We start from the raw sequence: 19,743 nt of genomic DNA, 5'->3' as shown, positions 1-19,743 counted from the left end.
CTTATGCTGAATGTTTTATTTTATAAACAATACTCGCGATAAGTGAAGCCGGTATTGTAAATACGTTACTTTGATAATGATAATGTATTTTGGATTCTTCATAAGATATTCGCTACAGTTTGGATTATTCCTTGTTATATGTCACACAAGTGCAAATTTAACTATTATAGGGCAATGTCATGTATAATAGAAAGAAAAGGCTTGTGAGGGGGGAGAAGAGATGATCGTTCTTTGGATAATTACGCTTTGCATGACTGCTATTTTTGCATATATGACGTTAAAACAAAATGGCTTAAAGCGATTTGTTCCAGGAAGTATTCTTGCAGGAATCGCCCTTATCACGTATGTAATTTCTATTTTTATTGAAAGTGTATCAGTGGACATGAGCACAAGTTTAATGTTCATGGGTATTACACTATTTGCAGGTAGTATTATGGTACTTATGGTCGCTGGTATTATTTTATTTATTCATATGAATTCAGAAACGTTATAGCATATAGAAAAGGCATGTCCCGAGGGGGCATGCCTTTTTATCCGTTCAATTATGCTCTATCTTTAGAAGAGTTTTGTTGTTTTAGTAAGTCGCGAATTTCGCCAAGAATTTCTTCTTCTTTTGTTGGTTCTGGAAGTTCTTCTTTCTTTTCTTCTTCTTCTCTTTTAGATGTTAGTTTGTTGAAAACTTTAACAAACATAAAGATAGCAGCTGCAATAATTAAGAAATCAAAAATAGTTTGGATGAAGTTACCATACATAATAGATGATTTACCGAATGTAAGTTTTAAATCTGTAAAGTTAACGCCGCCCAGTACCATACCAAGTAATGGTGTGATGATATCTTTTACTAAAGAACTAACGATTTTACCGAATGCAGCACCGATTACAACCCCGACAGCTAAATCGATTACATTCCCTTTGAATGCGAATTTTTTAAACTCGTTCCACATGTGTTAATCCCATCCTTTCCACGATTCATTATGAAATTTATAATTCCTATCAACATATTCTATAGAAATTTGCGACAGAAATAAAGGGAAAATGGGAATGAAAGTAAATTCTGAAAAATGTATCCGTTTTAATTTTTAGTTGCATTCTCCAGTAGAGATTGCAACAGTTGCTGCGTTTTTAATCCTTCTAATCCATCTACAACAGGTTTTGTATCTCCGTGAACACATTCGATAAAATGATGAACAGCATCTTCAAAACCGCGCTGTTTTAACGTCGTATCCCATGATGGTGAACCGCTTTGCGAAACGGAGTTTTCTTGTTCAATTTCAAATGTATTCATATTTTTTACGCGAATAATTTTCCCTGTCGTTACAAGTTCAATTTGTTCTAAGTTTGTACCTGCATGGCGATGCATCGCGGTAGAAAGTAACAGTCCACTTGGAGTTGTATATGTATGATGTCCGTAAAGAAGTTCATTCTTTTCATTAATTTGCATCATATTATGAACGACGTTAAGATCATCATTAGCTAACCAGCGAGCAGTATCTACAATATGTAAGTAATCATCTAACATAGTAAAGTCGTACGTATATGGCCCGACTTTATTTGTGCGGTGTTTTTCAATTCGAACCCATGAAATATTATGAGCTTGTTCTTTTGCAGCAACATACATAGGAACGAATCGGCGATTAAATCCGACCATTAACTTTCGGTTATGCTTTTCGCTCAACTCGACTAGTTGCTCAGCTTGTTCCACTGTAGCTGCTAGCGGTTTATCAACATAAACGTCAATTCCTTTTTTTAGAAGTTCAGAAACGATTTCATAATGTGTAGCAGTTGAACTGTGAACGAAGATTGCATCACATTCCGAAGCTAACGTTTCAATAGAATGGAAGTCTTGAATGCGGTATTGCTGGCAAACTTGTTTCCTTTTCTCTGCGTTAGGTGTAAACGCCCCTACAAAATTCCAATCTGTTTCTTTTGTAAGTGTTGGAAGATAGGCCTTTTGCGCAATACTTCCAAGTCCAATCATCCCAATTTTAGGTTTGTTCATGTTTATTCCCACCCTATTAATATTAATGTAACGGGTTAAATGTAGCATAGGGTGGGGGAGGAAGGCAAAAATTAGCTTTTTACTTACGCCCTTCTAACAAAATCTTCTCTATCTCTTCAAAGTTATGAGCGCGAGCATGCTCTAACGGGGTAACACCATCGTTGTCTGGAATATTTACATCTGCACCGTGCTCAATAAGAAGCTGAATGACTTGTTGCTGTGTTTCGTTTCCATTACTTAGTACGATGGCTTCCATTAAAGCGGTCCACCCGAGATTATTTACATGGTTAACATCAATAGTTGTTCGCGTAAGGAGTTCTTTAATAACATCAATATAGCCATGTTCTGAGGCGGGGATAAGAGCTGTTCCGCCGTAACGATTTGTAAGCGATGGATCTGCACCGGCATCAATCGTTAGTTTTAAAATATCAAAGTAACCTTCTGCACCGGCGTATAGAAAGGGATTGTTTTTCATATCGTCTTGGATATTTACGTCAGCACCAGCGTCGATAAGAGCTTTGGCGGTTTTTACATCATTTTTGTATGTAGAAATCATAAGAGGGGTACGTCCTTTATTGTCTGTTATATTTATGTCAGCCCCTTTTTTGAGTAATGATATAACAGTATTCGTTTCTTGTTTCTCAGTAGCTGTTAGTAGCGCTGTCTCCATGTTTGTCATCTCCTTTTTAACCTCTTGTTCTTGCGAGCATCCTTGCAAAAAAATTACGCAACAGATCATGCTTAATGTTTTTTTGAACATGGAATTCCAACCTCCTCATTTCAACTGTAAAATAAGAACATTAAATTTTTATAAACTGACGCTAAAATTACTATAAAATCGCTTGAGTATTTGAACATATATTTTTATGCTTATGAATAACAAGGTTTGATAAAGTGAAACTTTAATCAGTGGGGGGTACCCCCCACTGATTATTAGTTGAACCAATCGGGCTTTTATGGGCAGTTGATCCCTACCTAACTTCGTTGCTTTCTCTGAATTTTGAGGTGGGGGGTCTTACTGCCCGTTAATGCGGGATAAAGTGAGGATGTAACATATGTCTATTAAAACAAGATTTTTATTTTCTTATATCGCTGTTATTCTCGTTTCCATCACGCTCATATTAGTCGCGGGATTTTTAATTGTTTTTTCCATAACAGGAGACTTGGAATCTGTGAAAAATTTCTATAAAAGTTCCTATATTCAAAAGCCGCTTACGCCAGAAGAAGAGAATACGTATATTGAATTGAAATTAGCGGCAAAGAAAAATCAATCACAACTATTAGATGAATCGTTCGTTTCATCACTTGAAAAAGAAGGTGTGAAAATAGTTGTAAGAAAGGGAGAAACCATTTCTTATGCTACAAAAATATTTGAAGGTGTATCTTTAAAAGAAGCCATTCCGAAATTTGAATCAGCAAATATTAATAGTCGTGGTACAACGGAACTAGGCGACACATTTTATCGATATGTAAAATTTGATTTTTATTTTCCCGGAGATGAAGAAGGGAGTATATTTGTACTAAAAAGGCAGAGTTCATTTGTCGATCTTACACAAAAATTATTTCCAATTTTGTTCGGAGCGCTTTTACTGTTAGCCATTTTACTCATAGGGTTATTAAGTTATTTCGTCTCAAGAAGTGTGATAAAACCAATTTTTGTATTGAAAGATGCGACTGGGAGAATTAAAGAAGGGGATTTAGATTTTCAAATTCCAGTTACATCCTATGATGAGATTGGACGATTAAATCAAGGGTTTGAGGAAATGAGGAAGAGATTAAAAGAGTCGATAGAGATGCAAACACAGTATGAAGAAAATCGAAAAGAACTCATTTCAAACATATCTCATGATTTAAAAACACCGATTACATCTATTATTGGATATGTAGAAGGCATAAAAGATGGAGTCGCAAATACGCCAGAAAAAATGGATAAGTATTTAACGACCATTCATACGAAGGCAAAACATATGGATACACTCATTGATGAGCTCTTTTTGTTTTCGAAGCTTGATTTGAACCGAGTTCCATTTCAGTTTGAAACGATAGAGTTAAACGTGTTTATGCAGGAATTATTAGAAGAGATGCAGATGGATTTAAGTGAGGGAGGTATAGAAGTTTACTTACAATTACAATCATCACCACTATATGTAACGGCTGATTGCGAAAAGATAAATAGAGTTATATCAAATTTGATTCATAATAGTGTGAAATACATGGATAAAGAAGAGAAGAAAATTACTGTAATAGTATTGAGTGATAACAATAAAGTTATTGTGAAAGTGATGGACAATGGGTCAGGTATAGAAGCTGATACGCTGCCGTATATATTTGAGCGGTTTTATCGTGCAGAGCAATCGCGAAATTCTAGCACAGGTGGAAGTGGACTTGGCTTAGCGATAGCGAAGCAAATTGTTGAAGAACATGGCGGGGAAATTTGGGCGGAAAGTAAGCTTGGGGAAGGTACAAGTATTTTCTTCTCATTGAAAAAAGTACAGGAATGTGGTGAGTAGAATGAAGAGAATTTTACTAGTAGAAGATGAAATAAGTATTGCAGAATTACAGCGAGATTATTTAGAAATTAGTGATTTTCAAGTTGATGTAGAGCATTCTGGAGAAACAGGCTTACAAAGGGCTTTACAGGAAGATTATGATTTAATTATTTTAGATATTATGCTTCCGAAAATGAATGGTTTTGAAATTTGTAAACAAATACGTGCTATAAAAGACATTCCTATTTTGCTTGTTTCAGCAAAGAAGGAGGATATAGATAAAATTCGCGGACTCGGATTAGGTGCAGATGATTATATAACGAAACCATTTAGTCCAAGTGAGTTAGTCGCAAGAGTAAAAGCACATATTTCTCGTTATGAAAGATTATCAGGAAATGTGAGTAAGCAACGCGATACGTTATATATTCATGGAATTTCTATCGATCAGCGAGCGAGAAAAGTTTTTATAAACAATGAAGAAATTGCGTTTACAACGAAAGAATTTGATTTATTAACATTCTTTGTAATGCATCCAAACCAAGTATTAAATAAAGAACAGTTATTTGAACGTATTTGGGGACTAGAATCAGCTGGCGATTTAGCCACTGTCGTTGTTCACATTAGAAAGCTACGTGAAAAAATTGAAAGAGATCCTGCTCACCCGCAATATATTGAAACAGTGTGGGGAGCTGGTTATCGCTTTAACGTGTAATGTACCTGCCAAGTAATTGGTAGGTTTTTTATGTTATTCGAACAAAAAGGGAATAATAGGTAATTTATGTTAAAATATAAAGAGAGATAAAACATAGGAGAGCATGAGAGGGCGTGCTACATTTTGGGAGATACATTAAAAGATAATAAATCAAACAAGGCTTTAAAGATTGGAACCAATATCATACTTATCTTATTAATTATCGGTGCAATACAAATGTTTTATGATGAAGATTCTACGAATGATCATTTCGGTGGGTTATTTATGATGGTCTTTTTTGGAATTAAAATAATTTCTAATTTTATGATGAGTATAAAAGCAGGAGATAAAAAGTCGATATTCATTGATGTAGGCTTAATGATTTTTTTGTTCTTCTTGTTGTTTCTAGTGTGAAATATTTCTTTTGAAAAAAGTTCATATTCTTATAGAGGCTGTGAGCTTTCCTTAGTAATAACGGTACTAGTGTAACGATTTATAAAATGTTTGAGTAGTAGAAGTAAACTGAGCAGCTTCTTCTAAAAAAGGATAATGGTTACTCTCCTCAAATATCACAAAGATAGAATTACGTATACCCTCATGCATCTCGATAGAATATTGGATCGGGCACTGCACATCATGTCTTCCGCAAATAATAAGCGTCTTTGTGTGGATAGAAGGTAAGTACTTTCTTAAATCAAATAACGGATATTCACAAGAGAAAGCATTCATCCGGCTAGCGGACATTGTTTTTTGGATTGGTTTACAAAAATAAGAGTTGTAGTTTTCAGGTTTATACAATGATAATTCGGTTCTCTTAGTAGATAATTTTTTTCGTTCTGCATTTGTAAGATGAGGGCTTTTCAAGTTTTCGATGAGTTCTTGCATATAATGGAACTGTGGATGTTTTGGATGATAAATACAAAATGGTGTTTCGATATAGTTACTTGCTGCGGCTCCGGCGATGAATAATGATTGTAAGGAATTTGGATATGTAATAGCGTATAACAGTCCCAGCATACCGCCTGTTGAATGACCAGCGAAATGCCATATAGGAAGTTGTAAAGCTTCTTTTATTGCTTCTAAGTCATGAATCGTTTCAATCATGGTCAATTCTTTTACAGAATTGGCTTTTACAGAATTACCAGCATCACGTAAATTAATGAGCAATACACGATGCGTAGCAGTGAAAACATCCGCAAAGTAATCGCCAGTTTCATTAAATTGTGAATAGTGATGTGTAATGCAAAGCGGTTCGCCATTTCCTTTTGTAAAGATTTCAAATGTGCCACGTTTCGTGTTGATTATTTGTTGTGTCCACATAATATCACGACCTTTTCTCATAAAAGTTGGACCGGCTAATTCTTAAATAAAATATATCAGCGAATCTCAAAATATATCGACTTACCGACAGAAAACGACAATAATAGCTAGCTATAAATAAAAGGAGGCTGTTCAAAAGCGAGCCTCCTCTCTGTTTAATATAAAGATTTTGTCATATTATTCCGAATAATTTCAAGAGATTTCGCTACAGTTAATGCATTTTTTTCTTCGATTTCTGGTTTTCTAGGGATAGGTTGATACATGTTGTCTGGATCTTCCCATGTAAGGGGAAGGTCGGTTTCTGCTTGTCCTTTCCAAGCGTCAATCCATTCTGGAGGGAGATAACCTGAGATGTTTTGGATGTTGTTCATTTCGAGCCAAATGAGTGCCCAAGCTCTTGGTACGACGCGCCAGTGATCATAGCCACCACCGCCGACAGCAATCCAGCGACCGTCGCAATATTCATTAGCGATTTCACGAGCGAGCTTCGGTATTTCACGGTAAATGTTCATCGTTGCGCAAAGGTGTGTAAGTGGATCGTAATAATGTGCATCAGCACCATTTTGCGTTAAAATAATATCCGGTTTAAAGTATGCTGCCACTTCTTTTACAACTGTTCGATATGAATCTAAAAACGATGCGTCTTCTGTAAAAGCGTCGAGTGGAACGTTAAAAGAATAATTATATCCATTTCCTTGTCCACGTTCATTTACTGCGCCAGTTCCAGGAAATAAATAACGCCCAGTTTCGTGTAATGAAATGGTGCATACGTTAGGGTCGTCGTAAAAAGACCATTGTACCCCGTCACCGTGATGAGCATCTGTATCAATATATAAAACGCGTAAACCGTATTTCTTCTGAATATATTTCATTGCGATAGAGCTATCGTTATAAATACAAAAGCCAGATGCTTTACCACGAAAGCCATGATGTAAGCCGCCACCTAAATTGAGGGCATGCTTTACTTTCCCAGAAATAACAGCATCGACAGCTGTTAATGTTCCGCCAACGAGTAATGCACTTGCTTCATGCATATTTGGAAACATTGGTGTATCTTCTGTTCCAAGTCCATATGTCATCGCAATTGATTTTTCTAACTTTCCTTCTCCAGCAAGTTTTACCGCATTTATGTACTCCTCTGTATGAATGAATGCAATTTCCTCATCTGTAGCCATTCTTGGCGGGATGACTTGAGAAGGGGAGATAAAACCGCTCTTTTGTAATAAGTCATACGTAAGTGTGACGCGTAGTTGGTTAAAAGGATGATCAGGGCTAAAAGAATAGCCCCGAAAGTCATCCGAATAAATGAAGGCGCTGCTCATGCTTGCATCCCCATTATGTTTGGCCATAATACGCGGTAGCCCTCTGCTTCGAGTGCATCGATCACTTTTAGAGGATTCATCGTTTGAATGCGGAAAACGAGTACTTTATCATTCTCATCTTTTGCTGGATAGACGAGAACGCTCACAATATTTATTTGTAAATCACTAAAAATAGCAACGACTTTTCCAAGAATACCAGGTTCATTTTTCACTTGAATTTCAATTTGTGAACTCGGTTGATGAGCTCCTGTTAATTTTACTAACGTGTGCAGCACTGTAGATTCAGAAATGATACCTACGAGTTTTCCAGCTTTCGTAACAGGAAGACAGCCTATTTTATTTTCAAAAAATAAAGTCGCAATTTCCTCAACGAAATCGAGAGGGTGACAAGTCATAACAGGGTGTTTCATTATGAGTTCAAGCGGTTGCTTCAGCATATCGAGTGAAACTTGTTCATCTAAAATAGACGGACTTGCATCTCTTACATCCCGATCAGAAATAATGCCTACGACATGATTATTTTGATCGACAATTGGAATGTGCCGAATGCCTTTCGTACGTATCGTTCGGATTGCTGTTTCGATTGTATCGTTTGGATGTAGTGTTACTACATTTTGATTCATAATTTCTTCTACAATCATTCCAGTTGCCCCCTTTATTAATACATAAAACGATTGTGAAAACGTAGACGATCGAATGCTTGAATGGAATCCGTATCAACACGTTTACCGATGCGGACCATTAAACAGTTGGCAGGATGTGAACAAATTTCAGGATCATCTGTAGCCATCCATTGTAAACCACCAGCATTCATCATTTTTTCCATTACTTTTCGGTATTCCCAAACATTTAAGCCTGTTTGTTTTAAATCCCAGTGCCAATAATATTCAGTCGTTAATATAATGTAATCTTCCATATGATCGTCCATCATTGAAACTTCTAATAAATTTTTTCCGACAGAGCAACCACGAAAGGCTGGGACAACTTCAATCGCCCCGAGTTCAATTAAGTTTTCAATCTTTCCTTCTGACCATCGCTCGAGCGGATCAGGATATAAGTATGTAACATATCCAACGATCGTTTGGTCATGTCTAGCAATAATGAGACGAGCTTCTGGTAACTTAGAAATTTCGACAATTGCTTTATATTGCTGCTCGACAGGACGAAACGCAATTAAGTCTGGATGAAATTCATACATTTCAAGATTATGTGTAGAGACAGGACCTTCAATAATTAAAGTGCCTTTCGCTGTTTTTAAGTTTCTGGCATTATATATTTTTTTATGAATCAATTTATTGCTCACCACCTTGAGGGTTTGTGAATCTATTAATATCGTACTTTATAATATATGCGATGTGAATCGAATTTTGTCATTAAAAATTTGTCTAAAAATCAACAAAAATACTGAAAATTTTAAATAATGTCATTATAATAGATAATAGAATACATAGGAGGGGGATGTAAAGTATGAAAGTGGAAACGCTTCCTGTCATTAAAGGAGAAAATAATTTGCCGAATTATGAAGAGGCATACGCGAATTTTAACTGGGAAGAGGTTAATAAAAATTTTACTTGGAATGAAACAGGACGAGTAAATATGGCGTATGAGGCAATTGATAAGCATGCGAAATCAGATCGAAAGAATAAAGTAGCACTTTATTATCAAGATGGATCGCGAAAAGAGAAATATACGTTTAAGGAAATGAAGGATTTTTCGAATAAAGCAGGAAATGTCCTGAAAAACTATGGTGATGTTGAGAAAGGCGATCGCGTTTTTATTTTTATGCCGCGTTCCCCAGAATTATATTTCGCACTTTTAGGTGCAGTGAAATTAGGGGCAATTGTTGGACCATTATTTGAAGCATTTATGGAAGGCGCAGTTCGCGATCGTTTAGAAGATAGCGAAGCGAAGGTGTTAATTACAACTCCTGAATTGTTAGAGCGCATACCATTAAATGATTTACCTGCTTTAAAAACAGTTTTCCTTGTTGGAGACAATGCAGAAGAAGGCGGTAAAACTGTAGCGTTCAATCCTTTATTTGAACAAGCTTCAAAAGAATTACATATCGAGTGGTTAGGCCGTGAAGACGGTTTAATTCTACATTACACATCTGGTTCTACTGGTAAGCCAAAAGGCGTCCTTCATGCTCAAAACGCAATGGTTCAGCACTATCAAACAGCGAAATGGGTATTAGATTTAAAAGAAGATGATGTATATTGGTGTACAGCTGACCCAGGCTGGGTAACTGGAACAGCTTACGGTATTTTTGCACCGTGGTTAGTGGGAGCATCAAATGTTATTTTAGGCGGGAGATTTAGTCCAGAGGCATGGTATGAAGCACTGCAAGATTACGGTGTAACAGTTTGGTATAGTGCACCGACAGCGTTCCGTATGTTAATGGGAGCTGGACAAGACGCAATTAAAAAATATGATTTATCACAAGTGCGTCACGTATTAAGTGTTGGTGAGCCATTAAATCCAGAAGTAATTCGCTGGGGTATGAGCGCATTTGGACTTCGTATTCATGATACGTGGTGGATGACAGAAACAGGCGGACAAGTTATTTGTAACTATCCTTGTATGGAAATCCGTCCAGGTTCAATGGGGAAACCAATTCCGGGTGTGAAAGCAGCGATTGTTGATAATGAAGGAAATGAAGTGCCTCCATACACAATGGGGAACTTAGCGATTGGTAAAGGTTGGCCATCTATGATGCGTGCGGTTTGGAATAACCCACAAAAATATGATTCTTACTTTATGCCGGGAGATTGGTACGTATCAGGTGACTCTGCTTATATGGATGAAGATGGATACTTCTGGTTCCAAGGACGTATTGACGATGTAATTATGACGTCAGGTGAGCGTGTTGGTCCGTTTGAAGTAGAAAGTAAATTAATCGAGCATGCTGCTGTAGCAGAAGCTGGTGTAATTGGTATTCCTGATCCAGTACGCGGGGAAATCATTAAAGCATTTATCGCGCTTCGCGTGGGATACGAACCATCTGAAGAATTAAAAGAAGAGATTCGTCAATTTGTAAAAAAAGGCTTAGCAGCTCATGCAGCGCCAAGACAAATTGAATTTAGAGATAAATTACCGAAAACGAGAAGTGGTAAAATTATGCGCCGCGTATTAAAAGCGTGGGAATTAAACTTACCAACAGGTGACTTATCGACGATGGAAGATTAAAAGAGGAAGGGTCTGAACAAGTAATATGTTCAGACCTTTCTTTTTTTATGTTATGATGTAGTTGTTCAACTTATATATATGAGTTAAAGGGGATAGTATGATGAAAACAGAAAAAGAAAAGATGATACAAGGGTAACTAACTGTTACGATTTATTTAACCAATTATAACGAAAGTTAATTAAATATATCAGTAAGCCCTGCTAGTCAAGTGATTGGCTAGTAGTGAGGGTTAACTGCGGGCAATCCCTAAAGCTGATTGAACTACAACGTGGCTAGAAATGGTGAGCGTGAATGTTGCGAAAGCAGAAAAAATCAATCAGATCGTGCACGGTTAAATCCTAAACACTAGAATAATGGGTCTTCCGCATCGAATCGTCTAAGTCAAAATTGATAAGATGAACGTTCAACGACTATCTCGTATAACTGACGAGAGTACATCACAGGCCTATGGTGATGGAAAAATCCTCTACCTCTAAAGAGATAAACATATAGTCTGCGCTCATGTGAAAACATGAGAAGTTCATAAGAGAACTGGCTAAGGAATTGCGCCCTTAGTTGAACGAGATAAATTTTATTGAATATGACGAACGTATGTGCTATGGTGAATTCAATGAGGTGAGAATAATAATGAAATTTTTACGAGTTAGTCAAGTATCGGAATTAACAGGTTTGTATCCTAGTAGTCTGAGGAGAATGCTGGTGGAACACGCTACTATTCAGAAGAACAAATCTTTCATTATCTGAAAGGTGAGTGCCGAATAATCGCACAGTAAAGGAGTTAAATTCTGATGATATTGGCGAAGAAAGTTAGACTGATTCCAACGCCTGAACAAGAAAAAGTGCTTAGAAACCATGCTGGTGCTGCAAGATTTGCTTATAACTATTGTAAAAGAATGAGTGATAGATACTATAAGCTATTTGGAAAATCTGTTTCACAGTTAGCTTTACAGAAACGATTTACAAAGATCAAGAAGCGAAAGCGATATGAGTGGTTAAATGACATCAACGCACAAGTTCCCAAACAGGCTTCAAAAGATTTTGATACGGCGAGGAAACATTCGTTCAAAAAGTACAAAAGTGGTTATCACACTTCTTATAAATCTAAAAAAGATTTAATCCAAGGATTTTATGCCAATTATGAAAGACTGATTATAGGAAAGAAAGTAGTTCATATTCAGTCTATTGGAGAAGTGAAAACAAGCCAACAACTACCAAGAAACAAAAAAACATCCAATCCAAGAGTTACCTTTGATGGTCGTCACTGGTGGATTAGTGTAGGGTTTGAAGAATCCTTTGAAGTACAAGAATTAACCGATGAGTCGATTGGTGTGGATGTTGGTTTAAAAGAGCTGTTTGTAGCTTCTAATGGTACGAAAGAACGAAATATAAACAAAGATGCTAAGGTTAAAAAACTTTTGAAAAGGAAAAAGTCAGCGCAAAGAGATATGTCTAGGAGATTTAAAAAAGGTGTAAAAATGCAATCTGCCGGATATGAAAAAGCTAAAACTGAGCACCTGCGGTTATCTAGGAAAATTACGAATATCCGAAATAACCATATCCATCAAGCAACAGCTAAATTGGTGAAAACCAAACCAATGAGGATTGTTGTGGAAGACTTATCTATCTCAAACCTGTTAAAAAACAAAAAACTATCGAAAGCATTTTCATTTCAAAAATTAAACTTCTTCTTTCAATGTTTATCATACAAGTGCGAGAAGTACGGCATTGAGTATGTAAAAGCTGATAAATGGTTCGCCTCAAGCAAGATTTGCTCATGTTGCGGCGTTAAATACGACCATTCAGTTCAACCAGAAGGACAGTGGAGTTTAAAAATACGTGAGTGGCGTTGTGTTCCATGCAATAGCCATCACGATAGGGATGTAAATGCTGCGATAAATTTATCAAGATGGGTAAAATAAATGCTTGATAATAGGAGGTAACGATACTGCCTCGTGTGGAGTGTTATACCCCTCGTCCCTTCGGGGTTGCGAGAACACGATGAAGCACTAACTTGTGTAAATTTGATTGAATTGTATAGATTTAGTTAAGTTTATCGTATCGGGAAATGTACATACCGGCTGATCCCGTTTTAGTAAAGGACAGGGAGCAAGCTCGTATATTAACGAGAAAATTAAATGAAACACCAGAAGTAAAACTAGAAGAACGTAGTGCAATCGTAAAAGAATTATTCGGAACGACTGGAGATAACATTCATCTTGAATCTTCTTTTAGATGTGATTACGGTTATAACATTCACGTTGGTGAAAACTTTTACGCAAACTTTGACTGTACGATTTTAGACGTATGCCCAGTTACAATCGGAGTGAACTGTATGTTAGCTCCAGGTGTTCACATTTATACAGCAACGCATCCGCTTGATCCGGTAGAGCGCATAAGCGGATCAGAGTACGGAAAACCAGTTACAATTGGCGATAACGTATGGATTGGCGGAAGAGCGATTATTAATCCGGGCGTAATAATTGGAGATAATGCTGTCATCGCATCTGGCGCTGTTGTAACGAAAGATGTGCCAGGTAATGTAGTAGTTGGCGGGAATCCTGCGAGAATCATAAAAAAAATAAAATAATATTTGAACGAAGCGCCTTCCTCGTCTGTATACATTTATGAAAGAATAGATGAGGGAGGCTTTTTTATGTCTAATAAATTGATGCTGACTTTTGCTTTAATTGGAATTATAGTTGTGTTTTCTTGTGGTATGTTATTGCCTATACCAATTGGATTTAAAATTTCAATGATTACAGTTGGGATTATAATGATTGTTATCTTTTCAATCCTTATTCCGTTTGATAAGAAGTATATTGTACGAAAAAATGGAAATAAAATTGATTTTACAAAAACAAAAATATATTTTCGTTGGAATGTATTTGATACAATTTCGGTCTGTCTTGCAGTGTATGCATGTATATGTGTGCTGGCGTTAAATATTTTAGTTTCAACCGGCCATACGATTCAAAACCCATATGTTCAATTTTTTACGAATCAGTCACAAGCATGGGTCATTGTCGCAAGTGCATATTTAATTTCCCGTATTTCATTAACGTTAAAAGGAATAAAGGAGATCAGAAAAAATGGCGCAGATTGGGATTGAGGAGGAGCTCATGCTTGCGTACCAAAATGGAGATAAGCAAGCTGGAGAAAAACTATATGTTTTAATCAAACCAGCGCTATATACATTTTTGTATCGATTTAATCGTGATGAACAACTGAGTATAGATCTCGTTCAAGATACGTTTTTGACTCTAGAGCGTAAGAAACATATGTATGAAACCCGAAAAGGAAAAATTAAAACGTATTTATTTCAAATCGGTTATCGTCTTATGATTAATAAATTAAATAGAAGAAAAAAGTGGCGTTCGCTCTTACCGTTTTTAGTACCAGTGCAAGAGGTAGAGTTTTCCCATGAAGACCGGCTTACGGTAAGAGAAGCAATTTTGAAAGTTCCTGAAGAACAGCGAGCGGTCCTGATTCTCTCTTATTATCATGATATGCAGCAAAAAGAAATTGCAGAGGTACTGGATATTCCTGTTGGAACAGTGAAGTCGAGACTTCATAACGGGATAAAGAAATTGAAACAATTGCTGGAGGTGGATGAAATTGAGCGAAAATCCTTTTAAGAATGAATATAAATTAAAGCAGCATTTAGATAGCGATCATGTAGAAATACCGGATTTTCCAAAAACGGTAAGCCGCTTCGAGCGATTTCTTGGATTTCTTGCTTCTCCAGCGAAAGATCCTGTGGAAGCGACGATTGGGAATGATTTATCGGTTGTGTTTCATGTGTCGTTATTAGTTGGTGTTCCAGTTATTTCTCTTATTACGATATTCCTTGCGACTTTATAAAGGATTGGTAGGGAAAGAACTCATACCTCTATTTGACACGCCTATATAAATGATGGTATAAAGAAAAGTATATGAATAATTGAGCGTGGAAAGGGAGAAGTAGTGATCATTTCCCTGTTTTAGAGAGCTGATGGTCGGTGGAAATCAGCACATAGATGATCGCGAATTACGCCCCTAGAGCATCTTTTTTCGATTGAAGTGTATTCAAAAGGGAAAAGACGGTGCTAAGCCGTTATGTAAATAAGGTGGTAGGCTTTTTTTGCCTGCAACTAGGGTGGTAACGCGATAATCAAAATCGTCCCTTATTTAAGGGGCGATTTTTTTATGTTTTCAACCTTCACGCCAGTAATGAACTTAAAGGAGAGTATGTAGGATATGGGTATTTTACAAGATCTTGAATTTCGCGGTTTAATTAATCAGCAAACAGATGCTGAGGGACTTGAGCAATTATTAGAAAAAGAAAGCGTTAAATTATACTGTGGTTTCGACCCGACAGCGGATAGCTTACACATCGGTCATATGTTACCAGTATTAATGTTACGTCGTTTCCAATTAGCTGGTCACCAACCAATTGCACTTGTTGGCGGTGGTACTGGCATGATCGGTGACCCAAGTGGTAAAAAAGCAGAGCGTACATTAAATACGAAAGATACAGTTGCTTACTACACAGAAAGCATTAAAAACCAACTTTCAAACTTCTTAGAGTTTGAAAACGTGGACAACCCAGCAACAATGGCTAACAACTATGATTGGCTTGGTAACTTAGATGTAATTTCATTCTTACGCGATATCGGTAAAAACTTCGGTTTAAACTATATGTTAGCAAAAGATACAGTAGCATCTCGTTTAGAAACTGGTATTTCATTTACTGAGTTTAGTTACATGATTTTACAATCATACGACTTCTTAAACTTATACCAACAACACAATTGCCGTCTTCAAATCGGTGGTAGTGACCAATGGGGTAACATTACAGCTGGTCTTGAATTAATCCGTAAATCAGAAGAAGATGCGAAAGCATTCGGTTTAACAATTCCGCTAGTTACAAAATCTGATGGTACGAAGTTTGGTAAAACAGAGGGCGGCGCAATTTGGTTAGACCCAGAGAAAACAACTCCTTACGAGTTCTACCAATTCTGGATCAATACAGATGACCGCGATGTAGTTAAATACTTAAAATACTTCACATTCTTATCTCATGAAGAAATTCTTGAGCTTGAGAAGCAAGTAACTGAAGCACCAGAAAAACGTGCAGCACAAAAATCATTAGGATCTGAAATGACAAAACTTGTTCACGGCGAAGAAGCGTTAGAGCAAGCAATTAAAATTTCAGCTGCATTATTCAGTGGCTCTGTAGCAGAACTTACTGCAAGCGAAATCGAGCAAGGATTCAAAGACGTACCATCTGTAGAACGTACTGCAGAAGATACAGTATTAATCGACTTACTTGTAGAAAGCAAAATTTCACCATCTAAACGTCAAGCACGTGAAGATGTAACGAACGGTGCAATCTACGTAAACGGTGAGCGTACACAAGCGTTAGACTACGTTGTAACAGAAAACGACCGCATTGAAGGTAAATTTACAATCATTCGTCGCGGTAAGAAGAAATATTTCTTAATTCGTTACTAATCAGAAAAGAATTTAAAACAAATAGTACCCCGAATGGTAGGCTGAAAAGTCTATCGTTCGGGGTTTTTATGTATGCATTTAAATTGCCTCATGATTTCTTTTAAATAGAATATGAAGAATTAATACGAGCATATAAAGTAAGCTAATTAGCATAACGACAAATGCCCCGGGATAAAATTTTGCCGCATATATAAAGAAATCGATTTGATAAATATCGTCATAATGTGAAACGTACCCTTTAAAATAATTCGTAAACTTAGCGCTATATTTCCATTCATCAGGATAATCTATTAAATTACTCCCTTGATACCAACTCATAAGTGCTGAAGTAATAAACAGCATAAATGCACTGCCTAACTGAACCATTTGGTTTATTGTCAAAATGAAACAACCTCCTATTTAATGGTTATTATAGCGTGCATTCGTATTCCTGGAACCTTTTTGTTGTAATCTCCTTTTCGAGTTCATACGGAAATCACATGTAAGCGGTATGATAAATGTATAACAAATAGAAAGGAGTGGTAAAACAAAATGTCACTAGAAGCGCTCATTATTTTTTCTTTGTTAAACGCTGGTCAGCTTGCAGAGCATTCGAAGGTTGATGTACATAAAGAGCAGAAAGATGCTTATGTATATGTTCAAAAAGAGGAAAATAAATAATTTTAATATATAAATAAAAGCTACCAGAGAGAACGTTTTAGTTTCTTTGGTAGCTTTTTCTATTGAGGTATAATTTGGAAGTAATGAAAAAAGGAGTAGTCTGAAAATGAAATGATTATATGTTTAAAGGAATAAGTATAACAGCATGTAATGAAGATGGATTATAAAATTTTGCACAATAAACGGAGCTAGTATTAAAGAGAATCCAATCGTTGGAATGAATAAAAGAGAAGTAAGGACGATTATCCATAACTCATGAAAAAACTTCCTTGAAGTATCTTACTATACATACGACATTTATATAAATAAAAAAAGCCCAGGCCCCTTGATAAACAAGGTTCCTAAGGCTTTTAATAATACTCTTTGCAGAGTACCGAGATTAACGAGAGTAGAACTCTACGATTAATGCTTCGTTGATTTCAGCTGCTAGCTCAGAACGCTCAGCGTGACGAGTGTAAGTAGCTTCTAACTTATCAGCATCGAAAGTTAAGTATTCTGGTACGAAGTTGTTAACTTCGATCGCTTCTTTAACAACAACAAGGCTGTTAGATTTTTCGCGAACGCTGATAGTTTGGTTAGGTTTAACGCGGTAAGATGGGATATCTACGCGAGCGCCATCAACCGTGATGTGACCGTGGTTTACTAATTGGCGAGCTGCACGACGAGTGCGAGCTAAGCCCATGCGGTAAACTAGGTTGTCAAGACGAGCTTCAAGAAGGATCATGAAGTTTTCGCCGTGCTTACCAGGCATTTTACCTGCTTGGTCAAATGTGCGACGGAATTGACGCTCAGTCATGCCGTACATGTGACGAAGTTTTTGTTTCTCTTGTAATTGTAAACCGTATTCTGAAAGTTTCTTACGTTGGTTAGGACCGTGAGGACCTGGTGCGTAAGGGCGTTTTTCTAATTCTTTTCCTGTGCCGCTTAGAGAGATTCCAAGACGACGAGACAGTTTCCATGCTGGACCTGTATAACGAGCCATAGTTGACTCCTCCTTTAAAAATGTTTTTATTTTCGTAAAATAAAAACAGACGTAATCGATATTTACGGGTATTTTGTTTTCATGTACCTTCGCTCCAGCAGCAGGGAGTTACGAGATACACCTCCGCAGAGGAACAAAATACAAACGATAAACTCACATTACAAGGCTGCCTTTTTATTTTACACAAACGCTATTATATCTTTTACTTACAGTTTCGTCAAGAGACTCCCTTTTTGTTTTATGCAGATAAATTTTGGAAATTAACAAGAAGGAATTTAAAACAATATAAAAGAAGAGATAGAAACAGAAGTGAAACGCTTACATAAAATGTAGTAAAGACGTTCATCAGATTTTTCCTGGTGGATATGTGGAAATAAAGACATAAGGGGGATGTTTTTATGAAAAAGAAACATATAGAGACAGCATTAATTCATCACGGATATGAATCAAATGAAAATAAAGGGAGTTTAACACCACCTTTATTTCAAACTTCTACATTTACGTTTGAGACAGCACAGCAAGGAGAAGCGAGTTTTGCGGGAGAAGATCCATCTTATATTTATTCAAGGCTTGGGAATCCAACAGTGAAATTATTTGAATAACGTATGGCTGTTTTAGAAGATGGAGAGGAAGCGCTGGCGTTCGGTTCAGGTATGGCAGCCATTTCAGCAACTTTAATCGGTTTTCTAAAGGCTGGAGATCATATTATTTGTTCAAATGGATTATATGGATGTACGTACGGTTTTTTAGAAGTATTAGAAGAGAAATTTATGATTACGCATTCGTTTTGTGATATGGAGACAGAGACTGATATTGAAAATAAAATTCGTCCAAATACAAAGCTCATTTTCGTTGAAACACCGATAAATCCAACGATGAAATTAATTGATTTAGAAAAGGTGATCGGGGTAGCGAAGCGCAATGATTTGCTTGTTATTGTCGATAATACGTTTTGTTCCCCTTATTTACAAAGACCTCTTGAGCTCGGTTGTGACGCCGTCGTTCACAGTGCGACAAAATATATTGGTGGTCACGGGGATGTTGTAGCGGGTGTAACAATTTGTAGAACGAAAACGTTAGCTGATAAAATTCGTCCGATGCGAAAAGATATCGGCGGTATTATGGCGCCGTTTGACGCGTGGTTATTGTTACGCGGATTAAAAACATTAGCAGTAAGAATGGATCGTCATTGTGATAATGCGGAAAAAATTGTATCGTTTTTGAAAAATCATGAAGCAGTAGAAGGTGTTTGGTATCCGGAGGGAGAATTAGCATCCCGCCAAATGAAACGAGGCGGGGGCGTTATTTCTTTTTCAATTAAAGGCGGGAAAGAGGAAACACAGTCGTTTATCAATGACCTCCATTTTATTACAATTGCCGTAAGTTTAGGTGATACAGAAACGTTAATTCAGCATCCAGCGACGATGACGCATGCAGCTATTCCAGCTGAACTAAGAATAGAAATGGGTATTTTCGATAATTTAATACGCCTATCTGTCGGCTTAGAATCATGGGAAGATATCGTTTCTGATTTAGAACAGGCGCTAAAGAAGATATCTACTGTGAGTAATCAATAAAAAAGAGTGAGCTATCGGTTTCGT

The 19,743-nt window shown here is 36.8% G+C and carries 21 protein-coding genes, 2 pseudogenes and 1 other annotated feature; of the genes and pseudogenes, 13 read left to right on the top strand and 10 right to left on the bottom strand.

The features are described 5' to 3' along the window. Position 1: 1 nt before the first annotated feature. Positions 2 to 109: pseudogene (locus tag QCI77_RS23780) on the bottom strand (DUF3949 domain-containing protein); the annotation flags it as partial. Positions 110 to 220: 111 nt separating this feature from the next. Between QCI77_RS23780 and QCI77_RS23775 the strand changes: the two are divergent. Next, positions 221 to 493, top strand: a complete 273-nt coding sequence (locus tag QCI77_RS23775) for a DUF3917 domain-containing protein (RefSeq protein WP_000636592.1) — start codon at positions 221 to 223, stop codon at positions 491 to 493. Positions 494 to 542: 49 nt separating this feature from the next. Here QCI77_RS23775 and mscL read toward each other — a convergent pair whose 3' ends face one another. From mscL to QCI77_RS23760, 3 genes are all read right to left on the bottom strand, one after another. Further along, the gene (gene mscL, locus QCI77_RS23770) at positions 543 to 944 is read right to left on the bottom strand and encodes a large-conductance mechanosensitive channel protein MscL (RefSeq protein ID WP_002015591.1); all 402 of its coding nucleotides are present in this window, start codon (positions 942 to 944) and stop codon (positions 543 to 545) included. Between the two features lie 128 nt (positions 945 to 1,072). After that, positions 1,073 to 1,999, bottom strand: a complete 927-nt coding sequence (locus tag QCI77_RS23765) for a Gfo/Idh/MocA family protein (protein WP_113769999.1) — start codon at positions 1,997 to 1,999, stop codon at positions 1,073 to 1,075. A gap of 79 nt (positions 2,000 to 2,078) precedes the next feature. After that, positions 2,079 to 2,759, bottom strand: a complete 681-nt coding sequence (locus QCI77_RS23760) for an ankyrin repeat domain-containing protein (RefSeq protein WP_113770000.1) — start codon at positions 2,757 to 2,759, stop codon at positions 2,079 to 2,081. Between the two features lie 295 nt (positions 2,760 to 3,054). On the opposite strand from QCI77_RS23760, the gene QCI77_RS23755 reads away from it, so the two are divergent. From QCI77_RS23755 to QCI77_RS23745, 3 genes are all read left to right on the top strand, one after another. Continuing rightward, complete coding sequence (locus QCI77_RS23755) at positions 3,055 to 4,509, top strand: sensor histidine kinase (RefSeq protein ID WP_113770001.1); 1,455 nt, start codon at positions 3,055 to 3,057, stop codon at positions 4,507 to 4,509. Position 4,510: 1 nt separating this feature from the next. Further along, on the top strand, positions 4,511 to 5,200 hold the full coding sequence (locus QCI77_RS23750; RefSeq protein ID WP_113770002.1) for a response regulator transcription factor: 690 nt from the start codon (positions 4,511 to 4,513) through the stop codon (positions 5,198 to 5,200). Between the two features lie 123 nt (positions 5,201 to 5,323). Further along, a complete protein-coding gene (locus tag QCI77_RS23745; RefSeq protein WP_002129432.1) occupies positions 5,324 to 5,593 on the top strand; it encodes a hypothetical protein in 270 nt (89 codons plus the stop codon). A gap of 66 nt (positions 5,594 to 5,659) precedes the next feature. Here the strand turns inward: QCI77_RS23745 and QCI77_RS23740 are convergent, their stop codons facing one another. The 4 genes from QCI77_RS23740 to acuA all read right to left on the bottom strand — a co-directional run bounded on the left by QCI77_RS23740 (position 5,660) and on the right by acuA (position 9,112). Then, complete coding sequence (locus tag QCI77_RS23740; RefSeq protein WP_113770003.1) at positions 5,660 to 6,520, bottom strand: alpha/beta fold hydrolase; 861 nt, start codon at positions 6,518 to 6,520, stop codon at positions 5,660 to 5,662. Between the two features lie 134 nt (positions 6,521 to 6,654). Beyond that, a complete protein-coding gene (acuC, locus tag QCI77_RS23735; protein WP_201065574.1) occupies positions 6,655 to 7,821 on the bottom strand; it encodes an acetoin utilization protein AcuC in 1,167 nt (388 codons plus the stop codon). Next, a complete protein-coding gene (locus tag QCI77_RS23730; RefSeq protein ID WP_002123078.1) occupies positions 7,818 to 8,462 on the bottom strand; it encodes an acetoin utilization AcuB family protein in 645 nt (214 codons plus the stop codon). Before QCI77_RS23730 ends, acuC begins: the two co-directional genes overlap by 4 nt. Before the next feature lie 17 nt (positions 8,463 to 8,479). Then, positions 8,480 to 9,112 carry an acetoin utilization protein acetyltransferase AcuA gene (gene acuA, locus QCI77_RS23725; protein ID WP_113770005.1) on the bottom strand — a complete coding sequence of 211 codons (633 nt, stop codon included), beginning with the start codon at positions 9,110 to 9,112 and terminating at the stop codon, positions 8,480 to 8,482. Between the two features lie 176 nt (positions 9,113 to 9,288). Between acuA and acsA the strand changes: the two genes are divergently transcribed. From acsA to tyrS, 7 genes are all read left to right on the top strand, one after another. Next, complete coding sequence (acsA, locus tag QCI77_RS23720; protein WP_003191836.1) at positions 9,289 to 11,007, top strand: acetate--CoA ligase; 1,719 nt, start codon at positions 9,289 to 9,291, stop codon at positions 11,005 to 11,007. 788 nt (positions 11,008 to 11,795) lie between these two features. Next, positions 11,796 to 12,926: an RNA-guided endonuclease InsQ/TnpB family protein gene (locus QCI77_RS23715; protein WP_193652349.1), complete on the top strand. Its 1,131-nt coding sequence runs from the start codon at positions 11,796 to 11,798 to the stop codon at positions 12,924 to 12,926. A 146-nt stretch (positions 12,927 to 13,072) separates the two neighbouring features. Beyond that, positions 13,073 to 13,594, top strand: a complete 522-nt coding sequence (locus QCI77_RS23710; RefSeq protein ID WP_193652350.1) for a sugar O-acetyltransferase — start codon at positions 13,073 to 13,075, stop codon at positions 13,592 to 13,594. A gap of 66 nt (positions 13,595 to 13,660) precedes the next feature. After that, entirely contained in the window at positions 13,661 to 14,116 is a 456-nt protein-coding gene (locus QCI77_RS23705) for a hypothetical protein (protein WP_193652351.1), read from the top strand. Continuing rightward, entirely contained in the window at positions 14,097 to 14,642 is a 546-nt protein-coding gene (locus QCI77_RS23700) for an RNA polymerase sigma factor (RefSeq protein ID WP_353825528.1), read from the top strand. The genes QCI77_RS23705 and QCI77_RS23700 overlap by 20 nt, the downstream gene beginning before the upstream one ends. Further along, a complete protein-coding gene (locus tag QCI77_RS23695) occupies positions 14,623 to 14,868 on the top strand; it encodes a hypothetical protein (protein ID WP_353825527.1) in 246 nt (81 codons plus the stop codon). Before QCI77_RS23700 ends, QCI77_RS23695 begins: the two co-directional genes overlap by 20 nt. 77 nt (positions 14,869 to 14,945) lie before the next feature. Continuing rightward, positions 14,946 to 15,174, top strand: a binding site (T-box leader). Between the two features lie 69 nt (positions 15,175 to 15,243). Next, complete coding sequence (gene tyrS / locus QCI77_RS23690; RefSeq protein ID WP_044442161.1) at positions 15,244 to 16,500, top strand: tyrosine--tRNA ligase; 1,257 nt, start codon at positions 15,244 to 15,246, stop codon at positions 16,498 to 16,500. Between the two features lie 78 nt (positions 16,501 to 16,578). On the opposite strand, the gene QCI77_RS23685 is transcribed toward tyrS, so the two are convergent. Next, positions 16,579 to 16,881: a YjdJ family protein gene (locus QCI77_RS23685; RefSeq protein WP_002190894.1), complete on the bottom strand. Its 303-nt coding sequence runs from the start codon at positions 16,879 to 16,881 to the stop codon at positions 16,579 to 16,581. 150 nt (positions 16,882 to 17,031) lie between these two features. On the opposite strand from QCI77_RS23685, the gene QCI77_RS23680 reads away from it, so the two are divergent. Next, positions 17,032 to 17,160: a hypothetical protein gene (locus tag QCI77_RS23680; protein ID WP_000050938.1), complete on the top strand. Its 129-nt coding sequence runs from the start codon at positions 17,032 to 17,034 to the stop codon at positions 17,158 to 17,160. A 379-nt stretch (positions 17,161 to 17,539) separates the two neighbouring features. Here the strand turns inward: QCI77_RS23680 and rpsD are convergent, their stop codons facing one another. Next, complete coding sequence (rpsD, locus tag QCI77_RS23675) at positions 17,540 to 18,142, bottom strand: 30S ribosomal protein S4 (protein ID WP_002015568.1); 603 nt, start codon at positions 18,140 to 18,142, stop codon at positions 17,540 to 17,542. Positions 18,143 to 18,540: 398 nt separating this feature from the next. Here rpsD and megL point away from each other — a divergent pair. Continuing rightward, positions 18,541 to 19,719 (top strand): annotated as a pseudogene (gene megL / locus QCI77_RS23670) (methionine gamma-lyase). The last annotated feature ends 24 nt before the right edge of the window (positions 19,720 to 19,743 follow it).

Origin of the sequence: Bacillus cereus group sp. MG9 (assembly GCF_040459995.1) — a bacterium.
Taxonomy (GTDB): Bacteria; Bacillota; Bacilli; order Bacillales; family Bacillaceae_G; genus Bacillus_A; species Bacillus_A mycoides.
The sequence above is the reverse complement of the archived record's forward strand: the minus strand, read 5'-3'. Positions and strand labels throughout refer to the sequence as shown.